The sequence below is a fragment of the Iodidimonas nitroreducens genome, from assembly GCA_000710935.1.
GTDB lineage: Bacteria > Pseudomonadota > Alphaproteobacteria > Sphingomonadales > Rhodothalassiaceae > Iodidimonas > Iodidimonas nitroreducens.
Genome location: BAYV01000041.1, coordinates 1 through 20,944, shown reverse-complemented (window position 1 = coordinate 20,944; position 20,944 = coordinate 1). Strand labels below are relative to the sequence as shown.

Genomic DNA, 20,944 nt, shown 5'->3' with positions numbered 1-20,944 from the left:
GATCGGGGCCCATCACGAAAAGGACAGGATCCTTGGCAAAAAAACCCACGAGAAAAAATGACGATATTGGCGAGGACATCCGCCTTGCCCTTTATCGAACACAGCAGGAGGTGCGACAGGTCGAAAAGCGCGCCTATGACCTTTTCCTGCAGAATATGATCAAAGGCACCAGCCATCTGTGCATCGGCCAGGAGGCCATCGCCGCCGGTTTCGGGGTGGCCATGAAGCCCGGCGACTGGAGCTTTTGCACCTATCGCGGCCATGGCCACACTTTGGCCCGGGGCGCTTCGATGACCGGCGTTCTGGGTGAATTGATGGGCCGTGATTGCGGCCTTCTGGGCGGTAAGGGCGGCTCGATGCATCTCACCGATGTCACCAAGGGAGCGATGGGCTCTTATGCCATCATCGGTGCCCATCTGCCCATCGCCATGGGGGCCGCATGGAAAGCCCAATATAAGAAAACCGGCGAGGTTTCGGTGTGTTTCTTTGGCGATGGCACCACCAATATCGGGGCCTTTCACGAAGCCGTCTCGATGTCGGCGGTGTGGAAACTGCCGGTGGTGTTTGTCTGCGAAAACAATCTCTATATGGAATATACCGCCATTGGCGATGTCACGCCTGTGAAAAATCCGGCGGCGGATCGGGCCTCGGCCTATGGCCTGCCTTCGATCATCGTGGATGGCAATGATGCCGATGCCGTTTATCGGGTGGCCCAGGAAGCCTTTGCCAAGGCCCGGGCGGGCGATGGCCCATCCCTGATCGAATGCAAAACCTATCGCCATCATGGCCATAGCCGCGCCGATCCGGGCAAATATCGCCCCGATGCCGAGGTCAAGGAATGGATCGCCAAAGACCCGATCCCCTTTTACCGCCAGCGGATGCTGGATTTCGGGATCAGTGAAGAGGCCATCAAGACAATTGAAGACGATGTGGCAAAGGCAGTGAATGCCGCCACGGAAGAATCCAAAAACGCACCGCCCCCATCCGAAGATCTGATCTTGAAGGATGTATGGGCTGACGGAGGCTGGGCATGGCGGAACTGACGTATCGCGACGCGGTGGCACAAGGCATCGCGCAAGAAATGGAACGCGACGAGGATGTCGTGTTTCTGGGCGAAGACATCGGCGCTGCCGGTGGTGTTTTCAAGGCGACCGTTGGGCTTTTGGACCAATTCGGGCCGACGCGCGTGCGCGATACCCCGATTGCCGAACAGGCGATATTGGGCACCGCCATGGGGGCGGCGATGGTGGGCCTGAAGCCCATCGCGGAAATCATGTTTTCCGATTTTTTCGCGGTTTGCTGGGATATTGTGGCCAATGAAATTGCCAAAACCCGCTATATGACCAATGGGCAGGTGTCCTTGCCGCTGGTCATTCGCACCGCCAATGGCGGCGGCCTGCGTTTTGGTGCCCAGCACAGCCAAAGCATCGAAAACTGGGCGATGATGATCCCCGGCCTGAAGGTGGTCGCCCCCTCATCACCCGCCGATGTGAAGGGCCTTTTGGCGGCCGCCATCCGCGATCCCGATCCGGTGATTTTCTTTGAACATAAAGCCCTTTATCCGGTGAAGGGCGAAGTGCCCGATGGCGAATATGTGGATAAGCTGGGCGAAGCCAAAGTTCTGGTGCAGGGCGATGATCTGACCATCGTGGCACTGGCCAATATGGTGCCGCGCGCGGTGGAAGCCGCCCAGCGCCTGAAGGACGAGCATGGCATTCATGCAACGGTGGTGGACCTGAGATCGCTGGTGCCTTTGGATACCCAAACCATCTTCCGGGAAGTCTCCAAAACCGGGCGTTTGTTCACGGTCGAGGAAAACCCGAGGCTGTGCGGCTGGGGGGCGGAAATATCCAGCCTTGTGAGCGAGGAACTGTTCTGGGATCTGGATGCGCCGATCACCCGCATCACGACGCCCCACATTCCCTTGCCCGCCGCCGATCATCTGGAAGATATGACCATCCCGAGCGTTGATCGGATCACAGATCGCATTCTCAAATCATTGGGGTAAATCATGGCCAAAGCCAATATGCCTGTGGAAACGGGTCTTTATATCAATGGTGAATGGCGGCCGTCTTTGGATGGCGCCCGGATCGAAGTGATCGATCCCGCCACCGAAGAGATCATCACCGATGTGGCATCGGCATCAAAAGAAGATGCCCTGCTCGCCGTGGAGGCCGCCCATGCCGCCCAGCCCTTATGGGCGGCCCGCCCACCCCGCGAACGGGCTGAAATCCTGCGCCGGGCCTTTGATCTGATGACCGCTCGGGCCGAGGATTTCGCCCGGCTCATCACCCTTGAAAATGGCAAGGCGCTCCGCGATGCAAGGGGCGAGGTGGCCTATGCCGCCGAATTTTTCCGCTGGTATGCCGAAGAAGCCGTGCGCAATCTATCGGATATTTCCACCGCCCCTTCGGGCAAAAACAGGATCCTGGTTTTGCAGCAGCCCGTGGGCGTGGCGCTTTTGATCACGCCATGGAATTTCCCGGCGGCCATGGCCACCCGCAAGATCGGTCCGGCGCTGGCGGCGGGTTGCTCGGTGATTTTAAAGCCTGCATCGGAAACCCCGCTCACCGCACTGGCCATTGCCAGCCTTCTGGAAGAAGCGGGCGTGCCCAAAGGGGTGGTGAATGTGATCCCCTCGGCCCGTTCATCGGCCATCGTACCGGCTATTCTGGATGATCCCCGGGTGGGGAAGCTGTCATTCACCGGGTCCACCGGGGTGGGGCGCATCCTTTTGGGCAATGCCGCCAAAACCATCGTGAATTGCTCGATGGAACTGGGGGGCAATGCCCCGCTCATCATTTTCAATGATGCCGATCTCGATACCGCCGTTGAAGGAGCCATGACCGCCAAAATGCGCAATGGCGGCGAAGCCTGCACGGCGGCCAATCGCTTTTTTGTGGAAGATGGCATTGCCGATGATTTCATCCGCGCCTTCAGCCAGGCGATGGCCGGGCTGAAAGTGGGCAATGGCCTTGATGATGGGGTGGAATTGGGCCCGCTGGTGAACCGTGGGGCCCGCGATGATATGGAAAAGCTGGTGGAGGATGCCCTGGCGCACGGCGGCAAGCTGGAAACCGGCGGCACAAGGCCCGATCAGCGCGGCTTTTTCTATAATCCCACAGTGATCAGCGATCCCGGTGCCGATGCTTTGCTTTTGCAGGATGAAATCTTTGGCCCCATCGCCCCGATCCAGCGATTCGATGATCTGGATGATGTCATTCGGCGCGCCAATGATACGGAATACGGCCTGATTTCCTATGTTTTCACGGAAAATCTGAAAAAGGGCCTGCTGGTCTCGGAACGCCTTCAATCGGGCATGGTGGGGCTTAATCGCGGCGTGGTTTCTGATCCGGCGGCCCCCTTTGGCGGTGTCAAGCAATCGGGGCTGGGCCGTGAAGGCGCGCATGATGGCATGCTCGAATTTCTGGAAAAAAAATATATTGCAGTGAGCTGGTAAAAAGCTGGCAGGAGAGTGACCTTATGGACGTGATCATGCCCCAGCTTGGGGAATCGGTAGAAGAAGGCACCATTGCCCAATGGCATAAAAAGCCCGGCGATAGCGTTGCCATCGATGAGATTCTGCTTGAGATCGAAACCGACAAAGTGGCGACCGAGGTGCCATCTCTCGTCGCCGGAGTCATGAAGGATATCCTTGTCGCCGAAGGGGAAACAGCCAAGGTGGGCACGGTTTTATGCGTCATCTCCACGGCTTCTGATGAGAAGGCGACGGGCGATGACAAATCGGCAGGTGATGAGAAGTCGGCAAGTTCAAAAGGCGCAAAAGCAGAAACCGCAAAAACGGAGTCCGCAAAAGCCCCCAGCCGGGTGAAAGCGCCGCTGCCCAAAACCGCACCTGATGGCACCCCCCTCTCCCCCGCCGTGCGGCGGCTGATTGCCCATCATGATCTTGATCCCGCTGCCATCACCGGCACCGGTCGCGATGGCCGCATCCAACGCAATGATGTGATGAAGCATCTCGATAGGGCAGGCCCAGAAGCCGCTGCCCCAATGCCCGGGGCCTTCCCCCCGGTGAAGCCATCAGGGCGCGATGTGGAGCGCCAGCCCTTCTCATCCCTGCGGCGCAAAATTGCCCAGAATATGATCCAGTCGAAAAACACCTCGGCCCATGTTCTGCAAGCGGTGGAGGCCGATTTTTTCGGTGTTGAGCGGGTGCGGAGCTTCATGAAAGGCGCGTGGCGCAGTGCCGAAGGGGCATCCCTCACCTATCTGCCCTTCATTGCCCGGGCGGTGTGCCTTGCCTTGCCCGATTATCCCGATCTCAATGCTGAACGGGATGGCGATAGCCTGTTGCGGCATCGGCATATCGATATGGCCTTTGCCATCGATCTTGATCATAAAGGGCTTATGGCACCGGTGCTGCGCAATGCGGATGCATTGAAGGTACCCGCCCTTGCCCGTGGGATCATGGATCTGGCCGACCGGGCGCGCAGCAATCAGTTGACCGCCAATGAGCTTTCGGGCGCGGGCTATACCATCACCAATAATGGCAGCTTTGGCACGCTCATCACGGCACCGATCATCAATCAGCCGCAGGTGGCCATTTTATCGACCGATGGCATCAAAAAGCGGCCCGTGGTGGTGGAAGGCCCCAATGGCGATGAGATTGCCATTCGGCCTATCGGGGTGCTGGCCCAAAGCTTTGATCATTGCGTGGTCGATGGGGCCTATTCCGGGGCTTTTCTCAATCGCGTGAAAGAGATCATCGAAACCCGCGATTGGGCGGCGGAATTCATCTAGGCCCATTGCACCGGGCGGTAGAGCCGCGCACGACGAGATGGGGTGTCACCCTATGCTGTCTCGTCTTGTCGGGCGTTTGCTCAATCAGTTTCAGCATCGCGGATGCGGCTTCTTCGCCCATCTTGTGCAAGGGGATATGCACCGTGGTGAGGGGTGGTTTGAACTTGTCGGAAAAGGGCATGTCATTATAGCCGGTGACCGAAATATCCTCAGGGCAGGAAAGCCCCGCCTCAATAATGGCATCATAACAGCCAAGGGCGAGCAGATCGTTCGCCGCCACCACCGCCGTGAATGGCTTTTCCCGCTCGAACAAACCGCGCAGGGCCGCCCATCCTTCTTTTTCGCTATAATTATGGCAAAAGGCGATCAGATCCTCATCAGGATCGAGCCCCTCTTTTTGCATCGCCTCCATGAAGGCCAGATAGCGGCGAAAGCCGGTGGAAATTTCCTGAGGCCCGGCAATATGCGCAATCTTACGATGCCCCTGATCCAGAAGATGCCGCACCGCCATGGCAATGCCGGCTCCATCATCATTCACCACCGATGCCACCGCATCATCATCCAAAGAGCGATTGATCAACACCACATGATAGCCTTCATCGATGCAACTGCGGATCAGATCATCAGCCCGATGCGCGGTGGCAAGGATCAGGCCATCGGTTTGCCGGGCCTTCAATCGCTCAACGATGCGCCGCTCTTCCTCCACACGATTATCGGTATCGCCCAGAATGGCGGTATAGCCCGATTGCTCAAGGCGATGTTCGATCCCACGAATGATTGGCGGGAAAATGGGATTGCTCAGATCGGGGATCAAAACCCCCACAGTGAACGACCGGTTGACGCGCAGGGAATAAGCAAAAGGATTGGTTTTATAGCCCAGTTCAGCCGCCGTGCGGCGAATGCGATCGGCCACTTCCTCGGAAACGGCATAGCCTTTTTTATTATTAAGAACCCGCGAGACTGTGGACAAATGCACATCGCAGCGCTCTGCCACATCCCGCAGCGTTGCCCGCGCTCGTGCCATATCTCTATCCCCGGTTTTTGATCTTGTCGCCAGATCGCCTGTCACTCATCTTCGCTATTCATAGCCGATTTTGCCAAAGCGTCAAATTTTACAAACTCTGTTTCACACAGACTTGTAAAGCTGTTGCACAGACGGATGTTTCAGGCTATATCTACGCAAAGCTTTGCGTAACAACATAAGCGCCAGATTTCGACACCCACTTCACACGGCCGGCGGGCAATTCATGCCTGTCAGCCAAACAGCCAGAACCACAAAGGGCAGGCAGCCTTTAAAAACCGGTTCAGAATAAAAGAAAGGTCACATCATGTCAGGGACATCAAAAGAACAGCTTCATATCGGCTGGATCGGCACGGGCCGCATGGGATATGCCATGGCAGGCCGATTGCTCAAGGCCGGATATACAGTTTCGGTTTACAACCGGACCCGCGCCAAAGCCGAACCCCTGGCGGACCTGGGCGCCAAAATCGTCAACAGCCCACGCGATCTGGCGCACTGCGATGTCACCTTCTCGATGGTCTCTGGCCCCGCCGATCTCAAGCAGGTCGTCTCGGGCGCGGAAGGCGTTTTATCCGATCCCGATCATGCCCCGAAAATCCATGTGGATTGCTCCAGCGTTTCCGCCGAAGGCTCAGCGGATGTGCGCAAGGATCTGGCAGCACGGGGCGCAGACATGATCGCCGCACCGGTCTCTGGCAATGCCAAGGTGGTGGAAGCGGGCATGTTATCGATCGTGGCTTCCGGGCCGGAGCAGGCGTTTAAAACCGTTGAGCCCCTGCTCGATGCCTTGGGCGAAGGCGTGTCTTATGTGGGGGATGGCGAATTGGCCCGGATGGTCAAGATCTGCCACAATATCCTTTTGGGTGTGGTGACCCAAAGCCTTGCGGAAATTACGGTGCTGGCGGAAAAGGGTGGTGTGAAGCGCCATGCCTTCCTCGATTTTATCAATAAAAGCGTGATGGGATCGGTTTTCACCCGCTATAAAACACCGGCTTTCGTCAATCTGGATTGGAAACCCACCTTCACCCCCGCCCTTTTGAAAAAGGATCTGGATCTGGGGCTGGCGGCGGGCCGCGATCTGGGGGTTCCCCAACCCCTGACCGCGATGACCCGTGAACTGGTGCAGGCGATGATCGGCCATGGTTATGAGGATATCGATTTCGGTGCCCTTTTGGAACTTGAAGCCAAAGCCGCTGGCCTTGACCTCAAATCTGAAAATATGACCGTTTCTGACGGGCTGAAAAAATAAAGCCTTCCGCGCATCCGTCTTTTAAAGCCATATCTATGGCTGCGGCCCGCCCGTTCCCTTTCATAAGGACAGGGGCGGGCCTCACCCTCTATCATGACGGCCCCTTCCGCCCTGATCCCGCAATGGATGCGCTCTCGTGATGAATGATCCCCTCACCCTTCTTTTGATATTCGCAGCCCTTGCTTTGGGGGGCATCTCGAAAGGCATAACGGGGATCGGCCTGCCTTTGCTGGCGGTGCCCTTATTATCGATCTATCTGGGCGTTGAACATGCGGTGGTGCTGATGGTGCTGCCCAGCCTGTTTTCCAATGGCTGGCTGGTTTTTGTCCATCGTCGTCAGGCCCCGCCCGCCCGGCTTCTGACCCCGTTTCTTCTTGCGGGGATCATTGGGGGGGCTTTGGGCACCTGGCTTTTAGCGATCATGGATGATCGCAGCCTCACCCGGATTCTGGCCCTGTGGCTGGGGCTTTATCTGCTGCAACTGGTGCTGAAACCATCCTTTCGTATGCCCCAAACACCCTTTTTGGGGCCGATATTCGGCCTTTTATCCGGGGCTGTTCAAGGCGCCACCGGCATTTCCGCACCCCTCATTGCGCCTTATCTCACCGGCCTGGGCCTTACCGCCCAAAGCTTTGTGTTTTCCATCGCGCTTTCTTTCACCCTTTTTTCCGCATCCCAGATCACGGCCCTTTTTGTCGCCGATCTCTGGACAATAGACCGCTTGGTCCAAGGCCTTTATGCCCTTGTTCCGGTGATGATATTCGTTCAGATCGGGGTGTGGCTGGGGCGGCGCTTTAATGCGGAAACATTTCGCATCGCCCTCCTGATCATATTCATCCTGATGGAAATCGAGCTGATTTATTCCGGGTTTATTTCACAAAGTTAACCTGTTTTTCATAAGAGCATCACATCTTTGTTATTGCGCTTGGCAATTTCATCGGTTAGCCTGACAAATGCAAACGTTTGCCCTAATTGGTGTCTCTCATGGATGCCCACAAGGGGCATCTTTCACATGCAGATGCCGCAAAAGACGGTGTGACCGCATGGACGACAAGGGCCAGAAGGCTTGGAAAAGTTAAACTGAACCTCGGGGAGTATCATCTATGCCTATCAAAACGATAAAGTCCCACGATCCGCATAAAGCCATAGTCTCACAAAGCTGGGCCACTCAAAGCCGAGCTACACAACGCTGGCCCGCCAAAACCCTCTCAGGCGCATCGCTGATCGCTCTATCCATCGGCCTGCTGAGCTTAGCTTTGCCCACGCAATCCTTTGCCCAAACGGAATCACAGGCTGATGCCCAAACCGATAGCCCTTCAGCACCGGTGGTTTTTGAGGGCCTTGAGGAAATCACCATCACCGCCCAGCGCTATGCGCGCCGGGTGCAGGATGCGCCGGTTTCAGTGACGGCCATGACCGCCGATTATATGATCAAACAGCGCATCGAAACCGCCGATGACGTGATCCAGAATACGCCCGGTGCCACCTTTGTCGGCTTCAATAAAACCCAGCCGGAATACAGCATCCGGGGCATCAGTTCCCGCACCGAGGGCAGTTCACTTGAGTCCGCCATTCTCACCGTCATCGATGATGTGCCGATTTCAAAAGATATCCTGAAAAATCCGGCCATGTTCGATATGCAGCGTGTGGAAGTGCTGCGCGGGCCACAGGGCACATCCTTTGGCCGGAATGCCTCGGCGGGTCTGGTCCATCTGGTGAGCCAACGCCCGACATTTGATCTTTCCGGGCGGCTGACCGTTGGCGCAGGCAGCCATGAACGCTATGAAACCGATGGCTATATCAATGTGCCGCTATCGGAAAAGATCGCCGCGCGCATCGCGTATAATTTCGATACATTCGATGGCTATACCGAATCGGTTTCCACCGGCAAAGGATTGGATGGACAGGAAAATATCGCCATTCGCGGTTCTTTGCTGATGGAGCCGACCGAACGCCTGAGCATCTATCTGAAAGCGGAATACAACAAGGACGATGACGAAGCCCCGGTGCGGCGCTCACGGGATTGTTCGGTGCCTCAGGTCATCGCCGGGTCTGATGGGGCCTTGCGCGCACAATTTGCACCGCCGGGTCATCCGGCCTGGGCGCAAACCTTCTTTGATCCCTGCGACCCTTGGAAAACCGAGATTTCCGAAGGCGATTTCTTCCTCAAGCGGGAAATGATCAATCTGACCGGCGAAATAAGCTGGGAAGTGGCCGATGGCTATAATATCACATCGGTAACCGGCTATGTGGATGGCGATGTGGATCAACTGCAGGATGCCCATGGCACCCCGGAAAATGTGCTGTTTCAGGCTGGCACCCAAACCGCCGATATCTTTACCGAAGAAGTGCGGATCGATAATCACGGCACGGGCAATCGTTTTCGTTGGCTGGCCGGTGCCATGTATCTCACCGATGATCATGACTGGTTCAGCGAAAATCAGTTTTTCCAAAATGGTGCCGCCGGACGGCCCGATACCCGCGATACCAAATTCACCACCACCTCCACCGATAGCATCGGTATTTTCGGTGAATTAAGCTATGACGTGACGGAAAAGCTCAATCTGACCTTCGGGGCCCGCTGGGCGCGGGATGAAAAAGACGGCACGATCGTCCACACTGCCTTTGGCTTTGGCGGCCCGATTGCCCAGATCCAAGGCTGTAATTTCAATCCGCCCTTCCAGTTCACCTGCGGCAATGCCGCCAATCCGGTCGGCTTTTCCACGCCCGTTGTCGTCACAGATAGCTGGGAAGATCTGATGATGAAAGCCACCGCCGAATACCGGCTGAATGACGAGCATATGTTTTATGCCCAATTTTCCCAGGGCTATAAGGCTGGCGGTTTTCAGGTCGAACCACCCACTTCAGAAGCCGCTACTGTTCCCTTTGATGAAGAAACATCGAATAATTACGAGCTTGGCTGGCGCGGCAGTTTTGGCAATCGAGCGCGTTTAAGCGTCACCGCTTTCTGGCTCGATTATAATGATCTGCAATTGCTGCAGTTCCGCGACACGGCACAAGGCTTTTTCCAGATCATCACCAATGCCGGCAGCGCCCGGACCTTGGGTGTGGAAGTGGAGGGCACCTTCCTCATCACCCCCAATCTGCGCCTTGAAATCGGCGGCGCACTGCAAGATCCCGAATTGACTGCCGATGTGGATATCACCGGCGACGGGGTTCCCGATGCCACCGATGGCTTCCGCCTTGATAATGCCCCAAGATGGACCACCACCATTGCAGCCGAATATAATTTCGATCTCGATGATGGTTCGGTGCTTACCTTGCGCGGGGATTATCGCGGTCGGGGCAATGCCTGGGATGACATCATCAATCGCGAACTGACGCAGGTGGGCGATAGCTCAAAGCCCATGCGGATGCGCCCCAGTGCCCATATCTTTGGCTCGCGCCTGACATGGGAATCCGCCGATACGAACTGGCTTGCTTCCCTTTGGGTACAAAATCTGTTCGAGGAAGAGGAAATTCTCAATATCGGACCGCCGCAGCCCAATACCGTGGATCGTCCCACCATGTTTGGCCGTCCGCGCACCTGGGGCGGGAATGTCACCTATCGTTTCTGATGCGAAATAAAGGGATCAGGCCATCATGAACCCAAGAGCCGACAGACGCGGGTTTCTCTCAAATCTGTTTAACGGGGTTTTGGGTGGAAGCCTGATCCTATCAGCCAGCGGGGTGGCGGTGAAAGCCGCCCCCTCTTCTGGAGACGACCGACAAGACCCCATCCCCGGATCGGCCACGGGCACATGGGTGAAGGCCGATGCTGCAGCGGATATGGTGTTTTTATCGGGAGCTGCGGCCCTCGATCTTTATCATCACCATCCCCATCAGCCGCGCGATGAAATTCTGCCCGATGATATCACCGCCCAAACCCATATGACCCTGCGCAATCTTGATGAGGTGCTGCGCATCGCCGGGCTTTCATGGAATCATGTGCTTCATGCCTTGATTTATGTGCGCGCGATGGCCGATTACCCGGCCATCCTTACTGTGCTGCGCCGCTATTTTGGCGATTGGCATCCCGCCCTTTCCGCCATTGAAATCAGACGTTTGAGCGCCCCCAACTCGCTCCTTGAAATCGAGCTGATGGCCATTGCCCCCCCATCGCATCCCGCTGCCAAGGCTGATCCCAAAAGGAATGGAAAGATGAACGATATCGATGTCATTCACACGCGCCCCGCTCTTGCCGATAGCATGATCTTTGCGCCGGGCATTCGCATCGATGCCGGAACGGATATGATCTTTTTATCGGGGATCACCGCCGCCCCTTTGAATCAGGATGAACCTTTATCCCCCCTGCCCGACGATTTCGATGCGCAGGTGCGGATGGCCACACAGAATATCGATCAGATTCTAACGGGTATCGGGGCGGACAAAAGCCGCATCATCCGCATCGTTTCTTTCTACACCGAAGATTTCAGCGGCCGCGAAATGGGGCGCTATCTGGAAGGCTGGCGGCCATGCAGCTCGGCCATCGGGGTCAATGCCCTGCCCATGAAGGGGGCGAAAATCATGTTCGATCTGATCATCGCCGCCCCTCATTGATTTCACCATCAAACAGCAAAAACTGAAAGAGCATGTTCAGAGAGGATCAGATCATCAAGATGCTCAAGGAGCAGGAGGCGGGTGCGCTGACGGCGGAAGTTTGCCGGCGCCACGGGATTGGGAAAAGCACCTTTTACAAGCGGAAGAGCAAGTACGGCGGGATGGACGTTTCGGACGCCAAACGGCTGAAGGCGTTGGAGGATGAGAATGCAAAGCTGAAGAGGCTTTTGGCCAAGCAGATGCTGGATGGTGAGACCATTTCCGCCATTGGCCCGAGAGACAATGGCGAACGCAAGTCTGAACCGTGGCCTCCGGGAAGGCGGCGGTGATGGCCTCGGGAAAGCACTTCAGCCCGTCCACGACCGCGATCAGGATGTCCTGGACGCCCGGCTCTTTAGCTAATTCATCACTGATAACCAGAACTTGGCACCGTTGTCGGGGGAAACGATCCCCCGGATCGTTTCCTGATCCCTCCAACTTTCAGCAACCCACAGACCCAAAACCTCACGCACCCCGTCACGGGTGACGCCCAAGGCCACGTAAACCGCCTTGTTTTTCACCATTCGGCTATCGGCATCACGGATTTTAACCCGCAGAGCGTCAAAAATCACGATGGGACACATCCGCTTCAGCGCCCGGCTTTGCCAGTCGCGCACTGTCAGTTCGGCAAAAGATCCAACTGGCAGGCGGGAGTTCCAAAACATTCTGGCTCATGTCAGTTTGCTGATGGCATAACAGTGGGATCACGATCTTATCAGACAGGCTTAGGACATCCTTATGAATTTGTGCGGGTTTGTTGCCGAGATTGAAAAGGCACAAGATCTGTTCGGATTGATGAGAGCGGATGAAAGCCAGAAGCGGGGCGGGTGTTTCGAGAAAAGTCATCTCGCCATGCTTTAAGGCCGGATGTTGATTCCGGATGTTTATCAGGTTTTTTGTGCAGTTCAGCACTGATGATGCATCGGACTCCTGTTGATCCACTGCCAGGGGTCGATGGGCGGGATCGATAGGCAGCCATGGCTCTGTGGTGGAAAAATCACAAAAAGGGTCCTTGGCATTCCAAACCATCGGTGTGCGACAGCCATCGCGCCCTAAAGTGAGAGGCCAAAAGCGAATGGCCTCGGGATCTTGAAGGCGATCATAAGGCACATTGGCCTGGGGCAGCCCCAATTCTTCGCCCTGATAGATAAAAATCGTGCCGCGCAAGCTGAGCAAAAGCGCCTGATAGAGCTTTGCGCGCTGTTGATCGGATAACTCTGAATTCCATCGGCTGATCACACGGGGTACATCATGATTGGAAAAAGCCCAGCTTGGCCATGATGCGCCGGCGCGTTCATTCCAATCTTTTAGGGGACCTGAAAGCATTGCCGCATCGGGGACACCTTTAGCTGCAAGATAAACAAAATTATAGGCGGTATGCAGCCGCTCCGGGCCATTGGTATATTCTGCCGTTCGGGCAATAGGATCATCATCTTCGATTTCCGCAACGATCATACGAGCGCCATAGGAGTCGAGGAGATTTCTTAACCGTGCAATGAAAGCCAGATTATCGGGATGAGATTTATCATGAACATGGCGCTGATATCGATAGGGCCTGGGTTCTTGTGGATAGATAGCCGGCGGATTATCGCGCAATAAGGGATCGCACATATAGAAATTTGCAACATCCAGCCTGAATCCATCAATACCAAGATCAAGCCAGAAACGGGCAACATCGAGCAGAGCCTCCTGAACTGCAGGCGTCCGCACGTCCAGATCGGGCTGCTGGCTGAGAAAATTATGCAGATAATATTGCTGTCGCTGGCTGTCCCAACTCCATGCCGGACCGCCGAAAAAACTCTGCCAGTTATTGGGGGCTGAGCCATCGGGCTTGGGATCGGCCCAAACATACCAATCCGCTTTAGAGTTTATGCGACTGCTCCGGCTTTCCTTAAACCATTCATGTTGATCGGATGTGTGGGAATAAATTTGATCGATAATCAGTTTTAGCCCGCGCGCATGGGCTTCATAGACTAATTTTTTAAAGCTATCGAGTGTTCCAAAAATGGGATCAACAGCACGATAATCAGCAACATCATAGCCAAAATCAAGCATGGGAGAGACAAAAAAAGGGGAGAGCCAGATGCCGTCAACGCCCAAAGATGCAATATAATCGAGACGATCAATAATACCCTGTATATCCCCGACACCATTTCCGCTGCTATCTTGAAAGCTGCGTGGATAGATCTGGTACATTACCGCGCCTTTCCACCAATCCTCATGAGCGCCTGATTTCACATCCAACTCCTTATTAAAAAAATCGATGCCACTGTCGCAGCATGGGGCAGAGCATTTTGTGAATCGCTTGTAATTGCAAGATCAAAACCAACAAAAGCAGATCACAAATTGACGAATATGAAAAAATACGAACATTATAGGTGCGACAAATGAAACAAGCTGATTTTTGCTGCTGCGGCTGATCGCTGGCATGTGGCTGATATGGGGAGGTTTTGATGCAGGAATTTGGCGGGCTGGGTGCTATTGATTATGCGATTTTAGGCATCTATTTCATCGGAATGTTGGCCTTAGGAGCTTGGCTTTCGCGCAGTAACAAAGGGGCTGACGACTATTTTCTGGCTGGCCGCTCCATGCTTTGGCCCTTCATCGGCCTCTCACTTTTTGCTTCCAATATTTCAAGCACCACCCTCATCGGCTTGTCGGGTGATGCCTATGCCACCGGCATTGCGGTTTATAGCTATGAATGGATGGCTGCCGTTATTTTGGTTTTGTTTTCTCTTTTTTTCCTGCCGATGCTCCTGAAAACGGGGGTTTATACCATGCCGGAATATTTCGAGCGGCGATATGATCGGCGGGCCCGGGTATATCTCGCTTCACTCACCCTGTTTTTAAATATTGTGGTGGATACGGCAGGCAGTCTGTTTGCCGGGGCCATGGTATTGCAGATGATATTTCCTGATCTCCCTTTATGGGTCAGCATTACCGTTCTGGCCATTGTTGCAGGGATTTATACGATTGCGGGGGGGCTGGCAGCCGTCATCTACACCGATAGTATCCAGGCCGTTCTTCTGCTTATTGGGTCGGCTGTGATTTCTGTGATGGCCTTGGATGCGGCAGGAGGCTGGCAGGCCGTGTTAGCAGCTATTCCGGCGGAAAAACTGAGCCTCATCCGGCCTTTGGATGATCCCGCCTTACCGTGGTTGGGCCTGCTGACGGGTGTTCCACTTTTGGGATTTTATTATTGGGCTACGAACCAAACCATTGTTCAGCGTGCTCTTGCGGCAAAATCATTGGATCATGGCCGTTGGGGCGCTATTTTCGCAGGGTCATTGAAGCTGCTGCCTTTGTTCATCATGGTTTTGCCGGGCAGTTTTGCGATTTTGATATATCCTGATCTCCCCCGTCCTGATCTGGTGTTTCCCACTTTGATGTTCGATCTTTTGCCGACCGGGCTTTTAGGATTGGTTTTGGCCGGCTTCATTGCGGCCATCATGTCGGCTGTGGATTCATCGCTCAATTCCGCCTCAACCTTGGTGACTATGGATTTTATTCGTCCCAGATTTCCTGACATCGATAGCCGCCAACTCATGACGATTGGACGAATCGTTATGGGCCTGTTCATGCTGTTTGCCATTTTATGGGCACCGCAGATCGCCCGGTTTGAGTCGTTATTTCAATATCTTCAAACGATGTTTTCTTATCTGGTACCGCCGGTTGTCGCTTTATATCTTTTTGGTGTTTTCTGGCCTCGCGCTACCGCTCATGGCGCGGTGATGGGTCTTTTATTTGGCCTTCTTGGCGGCATTGTGCTTTTTATGTCTGTCGTTGTTTTTGAGATATTTACGCTTCATTTCCTTTATGTTGCACCCATTTTGTTCGTTTTCAGCTCTATCGGGCTCGTTATGGGCAGTTTGCAAACCCCCGCGCGGGATCGTTCCGAGATTGCCGATGTTCTCTGGTCTCGAGATGTCATGGATGCCGCTCCGCGCACGGGATCCCGTCGTTTCAGCAATCCCTGGAGCCTAGCTGTGCTGCTCATGCTTGCCACAGCGGGAATTGTCTATATTTTCCGCTAAGGTTTTGGAAATTAGGGCGAGGGTTTCGATGACTCTGAATGCGCGACAAAAAAAAATACTTGAATTGGCACGGGCAACAGGTGAAGTGGAAATCGATGTTTTGGCACAAAAATTTGATGTGACATCGCAAACGATCAGGCGTGATATCAATGCATTATGCGATAATCGCCTGCTCGAACGTTATCATGGCGGTGCCACTTTACCGGGGACTGTGGAAAATCTGCATTATGGAATTCGGCAACATGTGCACAGCGATTCTAAAGAAGCCATCGGTCGTGCCTTAGCCGAACAGATTCCCGATAATTCTTCACTTTTTATCAATGTTGGAACAACGACAGAGGCGGCTGGCCATGCCTTGATCAATCGTTGCAATGGATTAAAGATCATCACCAATAATCTGAATGTGGCGATTGAAGCTTCCAATAAGGCGGATTTCGAGGTGATCGTCACGGGTGGGCGCGTGCGCGGAGCAGATAAAGCCGTGGTGGGGGCTTCGGCTGTGGATATGATTGAGCAATTCATGGTCGACTTTGCCATCGTCGGTATTTCAGGTATCGATTCTACGGGAAATTTGCTCGATTTTGATTATCGCGAAGTGCGAGTGGCACAAGCCATTCTGCGCAATGCCCGGACCGTTTATCTGCTGGCCGACAGCACTAAATTTGGACGCAACGCCTTGGTTAAAATGGGGCATGTCTCTCAATTAACAGCGCTTTTTACCGATCAACATCCCCCTAAACCCATTGCAGATCTGCTCGATCGCCATGGAGTGCGTGTTATTGTCAGCGGTCCCACAGCCCCATGATGCGTCTATAATGCTCGATATCAATCATATGAACATTAAAATGGCCATTGATTTTCATTTATGATCGATTAAGATGCCTTCAAACGAAAGATGAAGGCTTCAATGCGCCATACAAACAATATTGAAAAAATTTTTGATGTTGCGATCATTGGGGGTGGTATCAATGGCGTTGGCATTGCCCGGGACATGGCGGGGCGTGGTCTGTCGGTTTTGCTCTGTGAAAAAGGTGATCTGGGGGGCGCAACTTCATCGGCAAGCACCAAGCTGATCCATGGCGGCTTACGTTATCTTGAACATCTGGAATTTCGATTGGTGCGCGAATCTTTGTCGGAACGCGCAATTTTGATGAAAAGCGCACCACATATCGTCACCCCATTGCGCTTTATCATGCCAAAGGTAGCGGGGGGGCGTCCGCGCTGGCTCCTTAAATTGGGCCTTTATTTATATGATCATCTGGCGGCACGGGGGGATATTCCTTCAGCCAAAGCCCTTGATCTGAAGCAAGATCAGGCCGGGGATGCTCTGGTCTCATCTTTGAAGCGGCCGGCGCTCAGCTATTGGGATTGCTGGACCGAAGATAATCGTCTGGTTATTTTGAATGCTATTGATGCGCGGGACCGTGGAGCCAGCATCTACACGCATATGCGCGTAGAAAAGGCGAGGCGCCATAATGATCTTTGGCATCTTGATGCGCTTTCTGCCCCGTCTGATGAACCGCCTTTGGCCTATGGATTTAAAGCCAGGTCACTCGTCAACGCAGCCGGGCCTTGGGCCGGACAAATCCTGTCAGACCAGATTGGTTACGATATCCCTAAGCGCCTGACGCTCGTCAAAGGCAGTCATATTGTTGTCCCCCGGCTGTTTTCTCATGAAAGTGCCTATCTTTTTCAAAACACAGACGGGCGCATCATTTTTGCGATCCCTTTTGAGCAAAATTTTACACTGATCGGTACCACAGATATTGTTTTTAAAGGCGATCTGGACAATCCTGAAATTTCTCAGGAAGAAATAGATTATCTTATTGATGTAGCAAGTAAATTTTTTAAAAAACCACCGGATCGGTCGGATATTATCTTTAGCTTTACAGGCGTGCGCCCCCTTTATGGCGCAGAGGATAATCCCTCAAAGGTGTCACGCGACTATCATCTCGAACTGGATGCGCCGGATAACAAGGCACCGCTTCTGAATATTTTTGGTGGCAAGCTCACGACCTATCGCTGTCTTGCGCAAGAGGCGGTGCATGCTTTGGGGCGTACGATGCCTATTTCGTCAAAAGATTGGACAGAAAAGGCGATCCTTCCGGGCGGCGATCTTCCTTATGGGGCTGATTTTAAAAGAAACCTTGAAGATTTTATGGGTTGTTACGCGTGGCTGCCAGAGCCTTTGGCGCGGCGGTATCTGCGCACTTATGGAAGCCTCGCCGACCGGCTTTTGGAAGACTGCAATAGTTTTGAGGATCTGGGTGCCGAGATCGCACCTGATGTTTACGAAGCTGAGCTTGCTTATGCCATGGCGCATGAATGGGTGCGTGATGGTGTCGATTTTCTTTATCGGCGCACAAAACTGGGGCTTTCAACCCCCGAAAAAGACCGTCAGTCCGTTGATCGCTGGCTGCATGAACAGGCCTCGAACAACGTACAAAAGCAAGAAACGCAATTAAAAATTTAATCAAAACAAGAATCTATGGGAGTTTCCAATGAAAAAGAGAATTCATCACTATTTTTGGCTTTCAGGCGCAAGCTGTGCACTAATGCTGGGGGCTTTACAGGCGCATGCCCAACAACAAAATGATGAGGGTGCGCTGGCCCAACAGGAACAGCCCATTCGTGCCATTGAAGAAATCGTGGTCACCGGTCGTCTTTCCTTAGGTTCAGAGGTTACGCAATTTTCCTCATCGGCATCAATTACAACATTTGATGAAGAAGGCTTGCGTGAATCCGGCCCGCTGACATTGGCTGATGTTTATTCTGAAGTGCCAGGCGTTTGGGCAGAGTCTTCAGGAGGTCAATCCGCGTCCAATGTTTTTGTGCGGGGCATTCCCGCACCGGGACAATTTCTGTTCACTAAAATTAATGTGGATGGCCTGCCCGTTTTTGAAGAACATGGCATAGGTTTTTTAACGCCTGATGGCCTTTATCGTCTTGATGAGAATACCCGCCGGGTTGAAGCCGTGCGTGGCGGATCGTCGGCTGTTTTTGCATCCAATGCTCCGGGGGGTATTTTCAATCACATCACGAAAAAAGGCACCGAAGAGTTTGAAGGAATCATCAAAGGCGAATATGGCGATTTCAATCATTTCCGCGCCGATGCCTTTATTTCCGGCCCTATAGCGGAGGGAACAACCTATACATTGGGTGGTTTTTATCGGGCATCTGATGGGGTGCGCGATCCCGGCTTCAGGGGCGATGAAGGCGGCCATATTCGGGGCAGCATCACGCAACAATTGAACAAGGGCGAAGTGACCTTTTATGCGGATTACATCAATGATCGAAATCTTTTCCTGCTGCCCATCCCTTTAGGGCTGGATGAAGATGGAGACCTGACCAGTATTCCCGGGCTCGATGCCAATGAAGATACCTTGGTAAGTGATGATCAAAGGCTCGCAACCTTATTACAGCCGGGAGGCAATCGCGAAACTTTTGATCTGACGGATGGCATTCATAATGAAGCGATCACTGTTGGCAGTGATTTTCAATATGATCTGGGGGCCTGGAAGCTGGCGAATAAAACCCGCTTCATGGATGGCGAAACAAATTTTATCAGCGCTATTCCGTTCAGCATCTCTGAAGCCGCATCCTTCATCGATGGGCAATTGGCCCGGGCGCAAGCAGCTTTTGAGGGCACGGAACGTCTGGCTCTAAGATTTCAAGGGGATGGTGTCGGGGCCAACTCGACCTTTGATTTCGCCCAGAATGGCGCGGGCGGCAATAATGGCAATGGCCTTTTGGCATTGAGTGGCTTTTTCGGGGTCAAAAGTGATTTCGATAATTTTCAGAATGATCTGCAGGTCGGTCGATCGGTTGATTTTCTGGGGGAACATTTTCTCACTTTTGGCTTTTATGCCAGCCTTTATAATATCGATCAAACGCAGCAGGTTGCCACATTTCTGCAGGAAGTCGATGGATCGCCACGCAATCTCGATCTGTTTGCAGTGAATGGAGCAGGGGATGTGATCGGAGCTGTCACACAGAACAGCTTCATTCAATTTGGCAATGGATTTGAAAACTATTCAGGTGATGGCGAAGTTTTTGCGATTTATGCTGCTGATGAATGGCAGGCAACGCAGCGTTTGCGGATTGATCTTGGCTTTCGATTTGAATCACAGGTTCTGGAAGGACAGGTTGAAACACCGGGCGTTTTTGATGAAAGCGAAAACAATCCCTTGATCCCGGCCAATGGCCTGGAAACGTTGGCAGATGATAATATTCTATTTGGCACGGGAGCTTTCAGCAGCTTTCGGGAAAAATATGAAGAATTTTCCTATTCCATCGGCGCCAATTACGAAATTGATGATTGGATCGCAACTTATGCCCGTGTAAGCGATGGGTTTCGTACGCCGACCCTTGATGATCTGGCCGTCGCTGAATTGGGTGAGGGGGGAACAGAAGATCTTCTGGTCAATGATATTTTCCAAGTCGAAGGCGGTTTCAAGATTGATTTACCTTATCTGCAGGCCTTCTTTACCGCCTTTTTCAGCGATTTTTCCGATCAGGTCTTTACTGAACCGGTTCTTGATAATCAGGGCAATCTGATTAACACCACTATCGTGCAGAGCGCAGAAACAAAAGGTATTGAAGCAGAAGCCTTAGTTGGTCCCTTTTATGGCTTTTCGCTCAAGTTGAAAGGCACGTTTCAGGATGCCGATCTAACTGCTTTTGATGTCAATAGCACAGGTGCAGGCATTGATTTGACTGATACCAGCTTTGCTGGTCTTGATGGTAATAGAGTGCCGCGCATTCCCCGGGTGATGGTGTCCGTTCGGCCCAAATATGCCTTCAGCTTTGATCAGGCCGATGGCTCCCTGTTTTTGGATGTGAACCATACGGGGAAGCGGTTTCAGGATTTCTCCAATAATATCATTTTGCCATCCTTCACGACAGTTGGAGCCGGGATGACACTGAATTTCCTTAAGAATTTTGAATTTACCCTGATTGCGGACAATCTGACCAATAGCATTGGTTTGACCGAAGGCAATCCGCGAACAGATTTGCTGGCTGGACCGGCTGCGGACTCATCAATTGCTACATTTGGTCGTCCAATCGTGGGCCGGAATTTCCGCTTCAGCCTCGCTTATCGTTTCTAAACGCATGATCCTGGCATTTGCAGATACATTTTAAGGGCCTGCCGCCTTGCTGGGGCGGATCGGAAGATGATCCGCCACCAGTCCATCTGCCCGCCCAAGACCGGAATGTGCCAGCGGCTGCGTGATCTGGCCCATGGTCATCCCCCCATTTTTAATGGGAGGGGGGTCTTCA

At 53.4% G+C, this 20,944-nt stretch carries 14 protein-coding genes and 2 pseudogenes; 13 read left to right on the top strand and 3 right to left on the bottom strand.

The features are described from left to right. Positions 1 to 32 precede the first annotated feature (32 nt). From AQ1_RS11645 to AQ1_RS11630, 4 genes are read left to right on the top strand one after another with little or no spacing between them, the layout of a single operon-like run. Positions 33 to 1,043 carry a thiamine pyrophosphate-dependent dehydrogenase E1 component subunit alpha gene (locus AQ1_RS11645; RefSeq protein WP_042087481.1) on the top strand — a complete coding sequence of 337 codons (1,011 nt, stop codon included), beginning with the start codon at positions 33 to 35 and terminating at the stop codon, positions 1,041 to 1,043. After that, positions 1,031 to 2,008 carry an alpha-ketoacid dehydrogenase subunit beta gene (locus tag AQ1_RS11640; protein ID WP_042087479.1) on the top strand — a complete coding sequence of 326 codons (978 nt, stop codon included), beginning with the start codon at positions 1,031 to 1,033 and terminating at the stop codon, positions 2,006 to 2,008. Before AQ1_RS11645 ends, AQ1_RS11640 begins: the two co-directional genes overlap by 13 nt. A 3-nt stretch (positions 2,009 to 2,011) precedes the next feature. Further along, positions 2,012 to 3,460, top strand: coding sequence for an NAD-dependent succinate-semialdehyde dehydrogenase (locus tag AQ1_RS11635; RefSeq protein ID WP_042087477.1), 1,449 nt, complete (start codon positions 2,012 to 2,014; stop codon positions 3,458 to 3,460). 23 nt (positions 3,461 to 3,483) lie between these two features. Further along, positions 3,484 to 4,761, top strand: a complete 1,278-nt coding sequence (locus AQ1_RS11630) for a dihydrolipoamide acetyltransferase family protein (protein WP_042087475.1) — start codon at positions 3,484 to 3,486, stop codon at positions 4,759 to 4,761. On the opposite strand, the gene AQ1_RS11625 is transcribed toward AQ1_RS11630, so the two are convergent. Beyond that, the gene (locus AQ1_RS11625; protein ID WP_042087474.1) at positions 4,754 to 5,785 is read right to left on the bottom strand and encodes a LacI family DNA-binding transcriptional regulator; all 1,032 of its coding nucleotides are present in this window, start codon (positions 5,783 to 5,785) and stop codon (positions 4,754 to 4,756) included. The two genes, AQ1_RS11630 and AQ1_RS11625, sit on opposite strands and share 8 nt — an antisense overlap. A gap of 304 nt (positions 5,786 to 6,089) precedes the next feature. Here AQ1_RS11625 and AQ1_RS11620 point away from each other — a divergent pair, with 304 nt between their 5' ends. The 5 genes and pseudogenes from AQ1_RS11620 to AQ1_RS11600 all read left to right on the top strand — a co-directional run. Further along, positions 6,090 to 7,031, top strand: a complete 942-nt coding sequence (locus AQ1_RS11620; protein WP_042087472.1) for an NAD(P)-dependent oxidoreductase — start codon at positions 6,090 to 6,092, stop codon at positions 7,029 to 7,031. A 139-nt stretch (positions 7,032 to 7,170) separates the two neighbouring features. Further along, positions 7,171 to 7,917: a sulfite exporter TauE/SafE family protein gene (locus tag AQ1_RS11615; RefSeq protein WP_042087470.1), complete on the top strand. Its 747-nt coding sequence runs from the start codon at positions 7,171 to 7,173 to the stop codon at positions 7,915 to 7,917. A gap of 217 nt (positions 7,918 to 8,134) precedes the next feature. Continuing rightward, positions 8,135 to 10,609, top strand: coding sequence for a TonB-dependent receptor (locus AQ1_RS11610; RefSeq protein ID WP_081837305.1), 2,475 nt, complete (start codon positions 8,135 to 8,137; stop codon positions 10,607 to 10,609). Positions 10,610 to 10,634: 25 nt separating this feature from the next. Next, positions 10,635 to 11,591: a RidA family protein gene (locus tag AQ1_RS14685; protein WP_081837304.1), complete on the top strand. Its 957-nt coding sequence runs from the start codon at positions 10,635 to 10,637 to the stop codon at positions 11,589 to 11,591. A 32-nt stretch (positions 11,592 to 11,623) separates the two neighbouring features. Continuing rightward, positions 11,624 to 11,839 (top strand): annotated as a pseudogene (locus AQ1_RS11600) (transposase); the annotation flags it as partial. 28 nt (positions 11,840 to 11,867) lie between these two features. Here the strand turns inward: AQ1_RS11600 and AQ1_RS14935 are convergent. Beyond that, positions 11,868 to 12,247: pseudogene (locus tag AQ1_RS14935) on the bottom strand (transposase); the annotation flags it as partial. After that, on the bottom strand, positions 12,192 to 13,868 hold the full coding sequence (locus AQ1_RS11590; RefSeq protein WP_462687138.1) for an alpha-glucosidase: 1,677 nt from the start codon (positions 13,866 to 13,868) through the stop codon (positions 12,192 to 12,194). The pseudogene AQ1_RS14935 and the gene AQ1_RS11590, both read right to left, overlap by 56 nt. Positions 13,869 to 14,083: 215 nt before the next feature. On the opposite strand from AQ1_RS11590, the gene AQ1_RS11585 reads away from it, so the two are divergent. From AQ1_RS11585 to AQ1_RS11570, 4 genes are all read left to right on the top strand, one after another. Beyond that, positions 14,084 to 15,664, top strand: coding sequence for a sodium:solute symporter (locus AQ1_RS11585; RefSeq protein ID WP_042087462.1), 1,581 nt, complete (start codon positions 14,084 to 14,086; stop codon positions 15,662 to 15,664). Positions 15,665 to 15,692: 28 nt separating this feature from the next. Then, positions 15,693 to 16,469 carry a DeoR/GlpR family DNA-binding transcription regulator gene (locus tag AQ1_RS11580; RefSeq protein WP_042087460.1) on the top strand — a complete coding sequence of 259 codons (777 nt, stop codon included), beginning with the start codon at positions 15,693 to 15,695 and terminating at the stop codon, positions 16,467 to 16,469. Between the two features lie 90 nt (positions 16,470 to 16,559). Further along, entirely contained in the window at positions 16,560 to 18,137 is a 1,578-nt protein-coding gene (glpD, locus tag AQ1_RS11575; protein ID WP_462687137.1) for a glycerol-3-phosphate dehydrogenase, read from the top strand. Between the two features lie 28 nt (positions 18,138 to 18,165). Beyond that, on the top strand, positions 18,166 to 20,772 hold the full coding sequence (locus AQ1_RS11570) for a TonB-dependent receptor (protein WP_081837302.1): 2,607 nt from the start codon (positions 18,166 to 18,168) through the stop codon (positions 20,770 to 20,772). Positions 20,773 to 20,944: the final 172 nt, after the last annotated feature.

What these genes read in the sequence shown, in the direction of transcription:
- AQ1_RS11640 (WP_042087479.1), top strand. Translation starts at nt 1,031, where the DNA reads ATGGCGGAACTGACGTATCGCGACGCGGTGGCACAAGGCATCGCGCAA.
- AQ1_RS11630 (WP_042087475.1), top strand. Translation starts at nt 3,484, where the DNA reads ATGGACGTGATCATGCCCCAGCTTGGGGAATCGGTAGAAGAAGGCACC.
- AQ1_RS11625 (WP_042087474.1), bottom strand. Translation starts at nt 5,785, where the DNA reads ATGGCACGAGCGCGGGCAACGCTGCGGGATGTGGCAGAGCGCTGCGAT.
- AQ1_RS11615 (WP_042087470.1), top strand. Translation starts at nt 7,171, where the DNA reads ATGAATGATCCCCTCACCCTTCTTTTGATATTCGCAGCCCTTGCTTTG.
- AQ1_RS14685 (WP_081837304.1), top strand. Translation starts at nt 10,635, where the DNA reads ATGAACCCAAGAGCCGACAGACGCGGGTTTCTCTCAAATCTGTTTAAC.
- AQ1_RS11585 (WP_042087462.1), top strand. Translation starts at nt 14,084, where the DNA reads ATGCAGGAATTTGGCGGGCTGGGTGCTATTGATTATGCGATTTTAGGC.
- AQ1_RS11620 (WP_042087472.1), top strand. Translation starts at nt 6,090, where the DNA reads ATGTCAGGGACATCAAAAGAACAGCTTCATATCGGCTGGATCGGCACG.
- AQ1_RS11580 (WP_042087460.1), top strand. Translation starts at nt 15,693, where the DNA reads ATGACTCTGAATGCGCGACAAAAAAAAATACTTGAATTGGCACGGGCA.
- AQ1_RS11570 (WP_081837302.1), top strand. Translation starts at nt 18,166, where the DNA reads ATGAAAAAGAGAATTCATCACTATTTTTGGCTTTCAGGCGCAAGCTGT.
- AQ1_RS11610 (WP_081837305.1), top strand. Translation starts at nt 8,135, where the DNA reads ATGCCTATCAAAACGATAAAGTCCCACGATCCGCATAAAGCCATAGTC.
- AQ1_RS11635 (WP_042087477.1), top strand. Translation starts at nt 2,012, where the DNA reads ATGGCCAAAGCCAATATGCCTGTGGAAACGGGTCTTTATATCAATGGT.
- glpD (WP_462687137.1), top strand. Translation starts at nt 16,560, where the DNA reads ATGAAGGCTTCAATGCGCCATACAAACAATATTGAAAAAATTTTTGAT.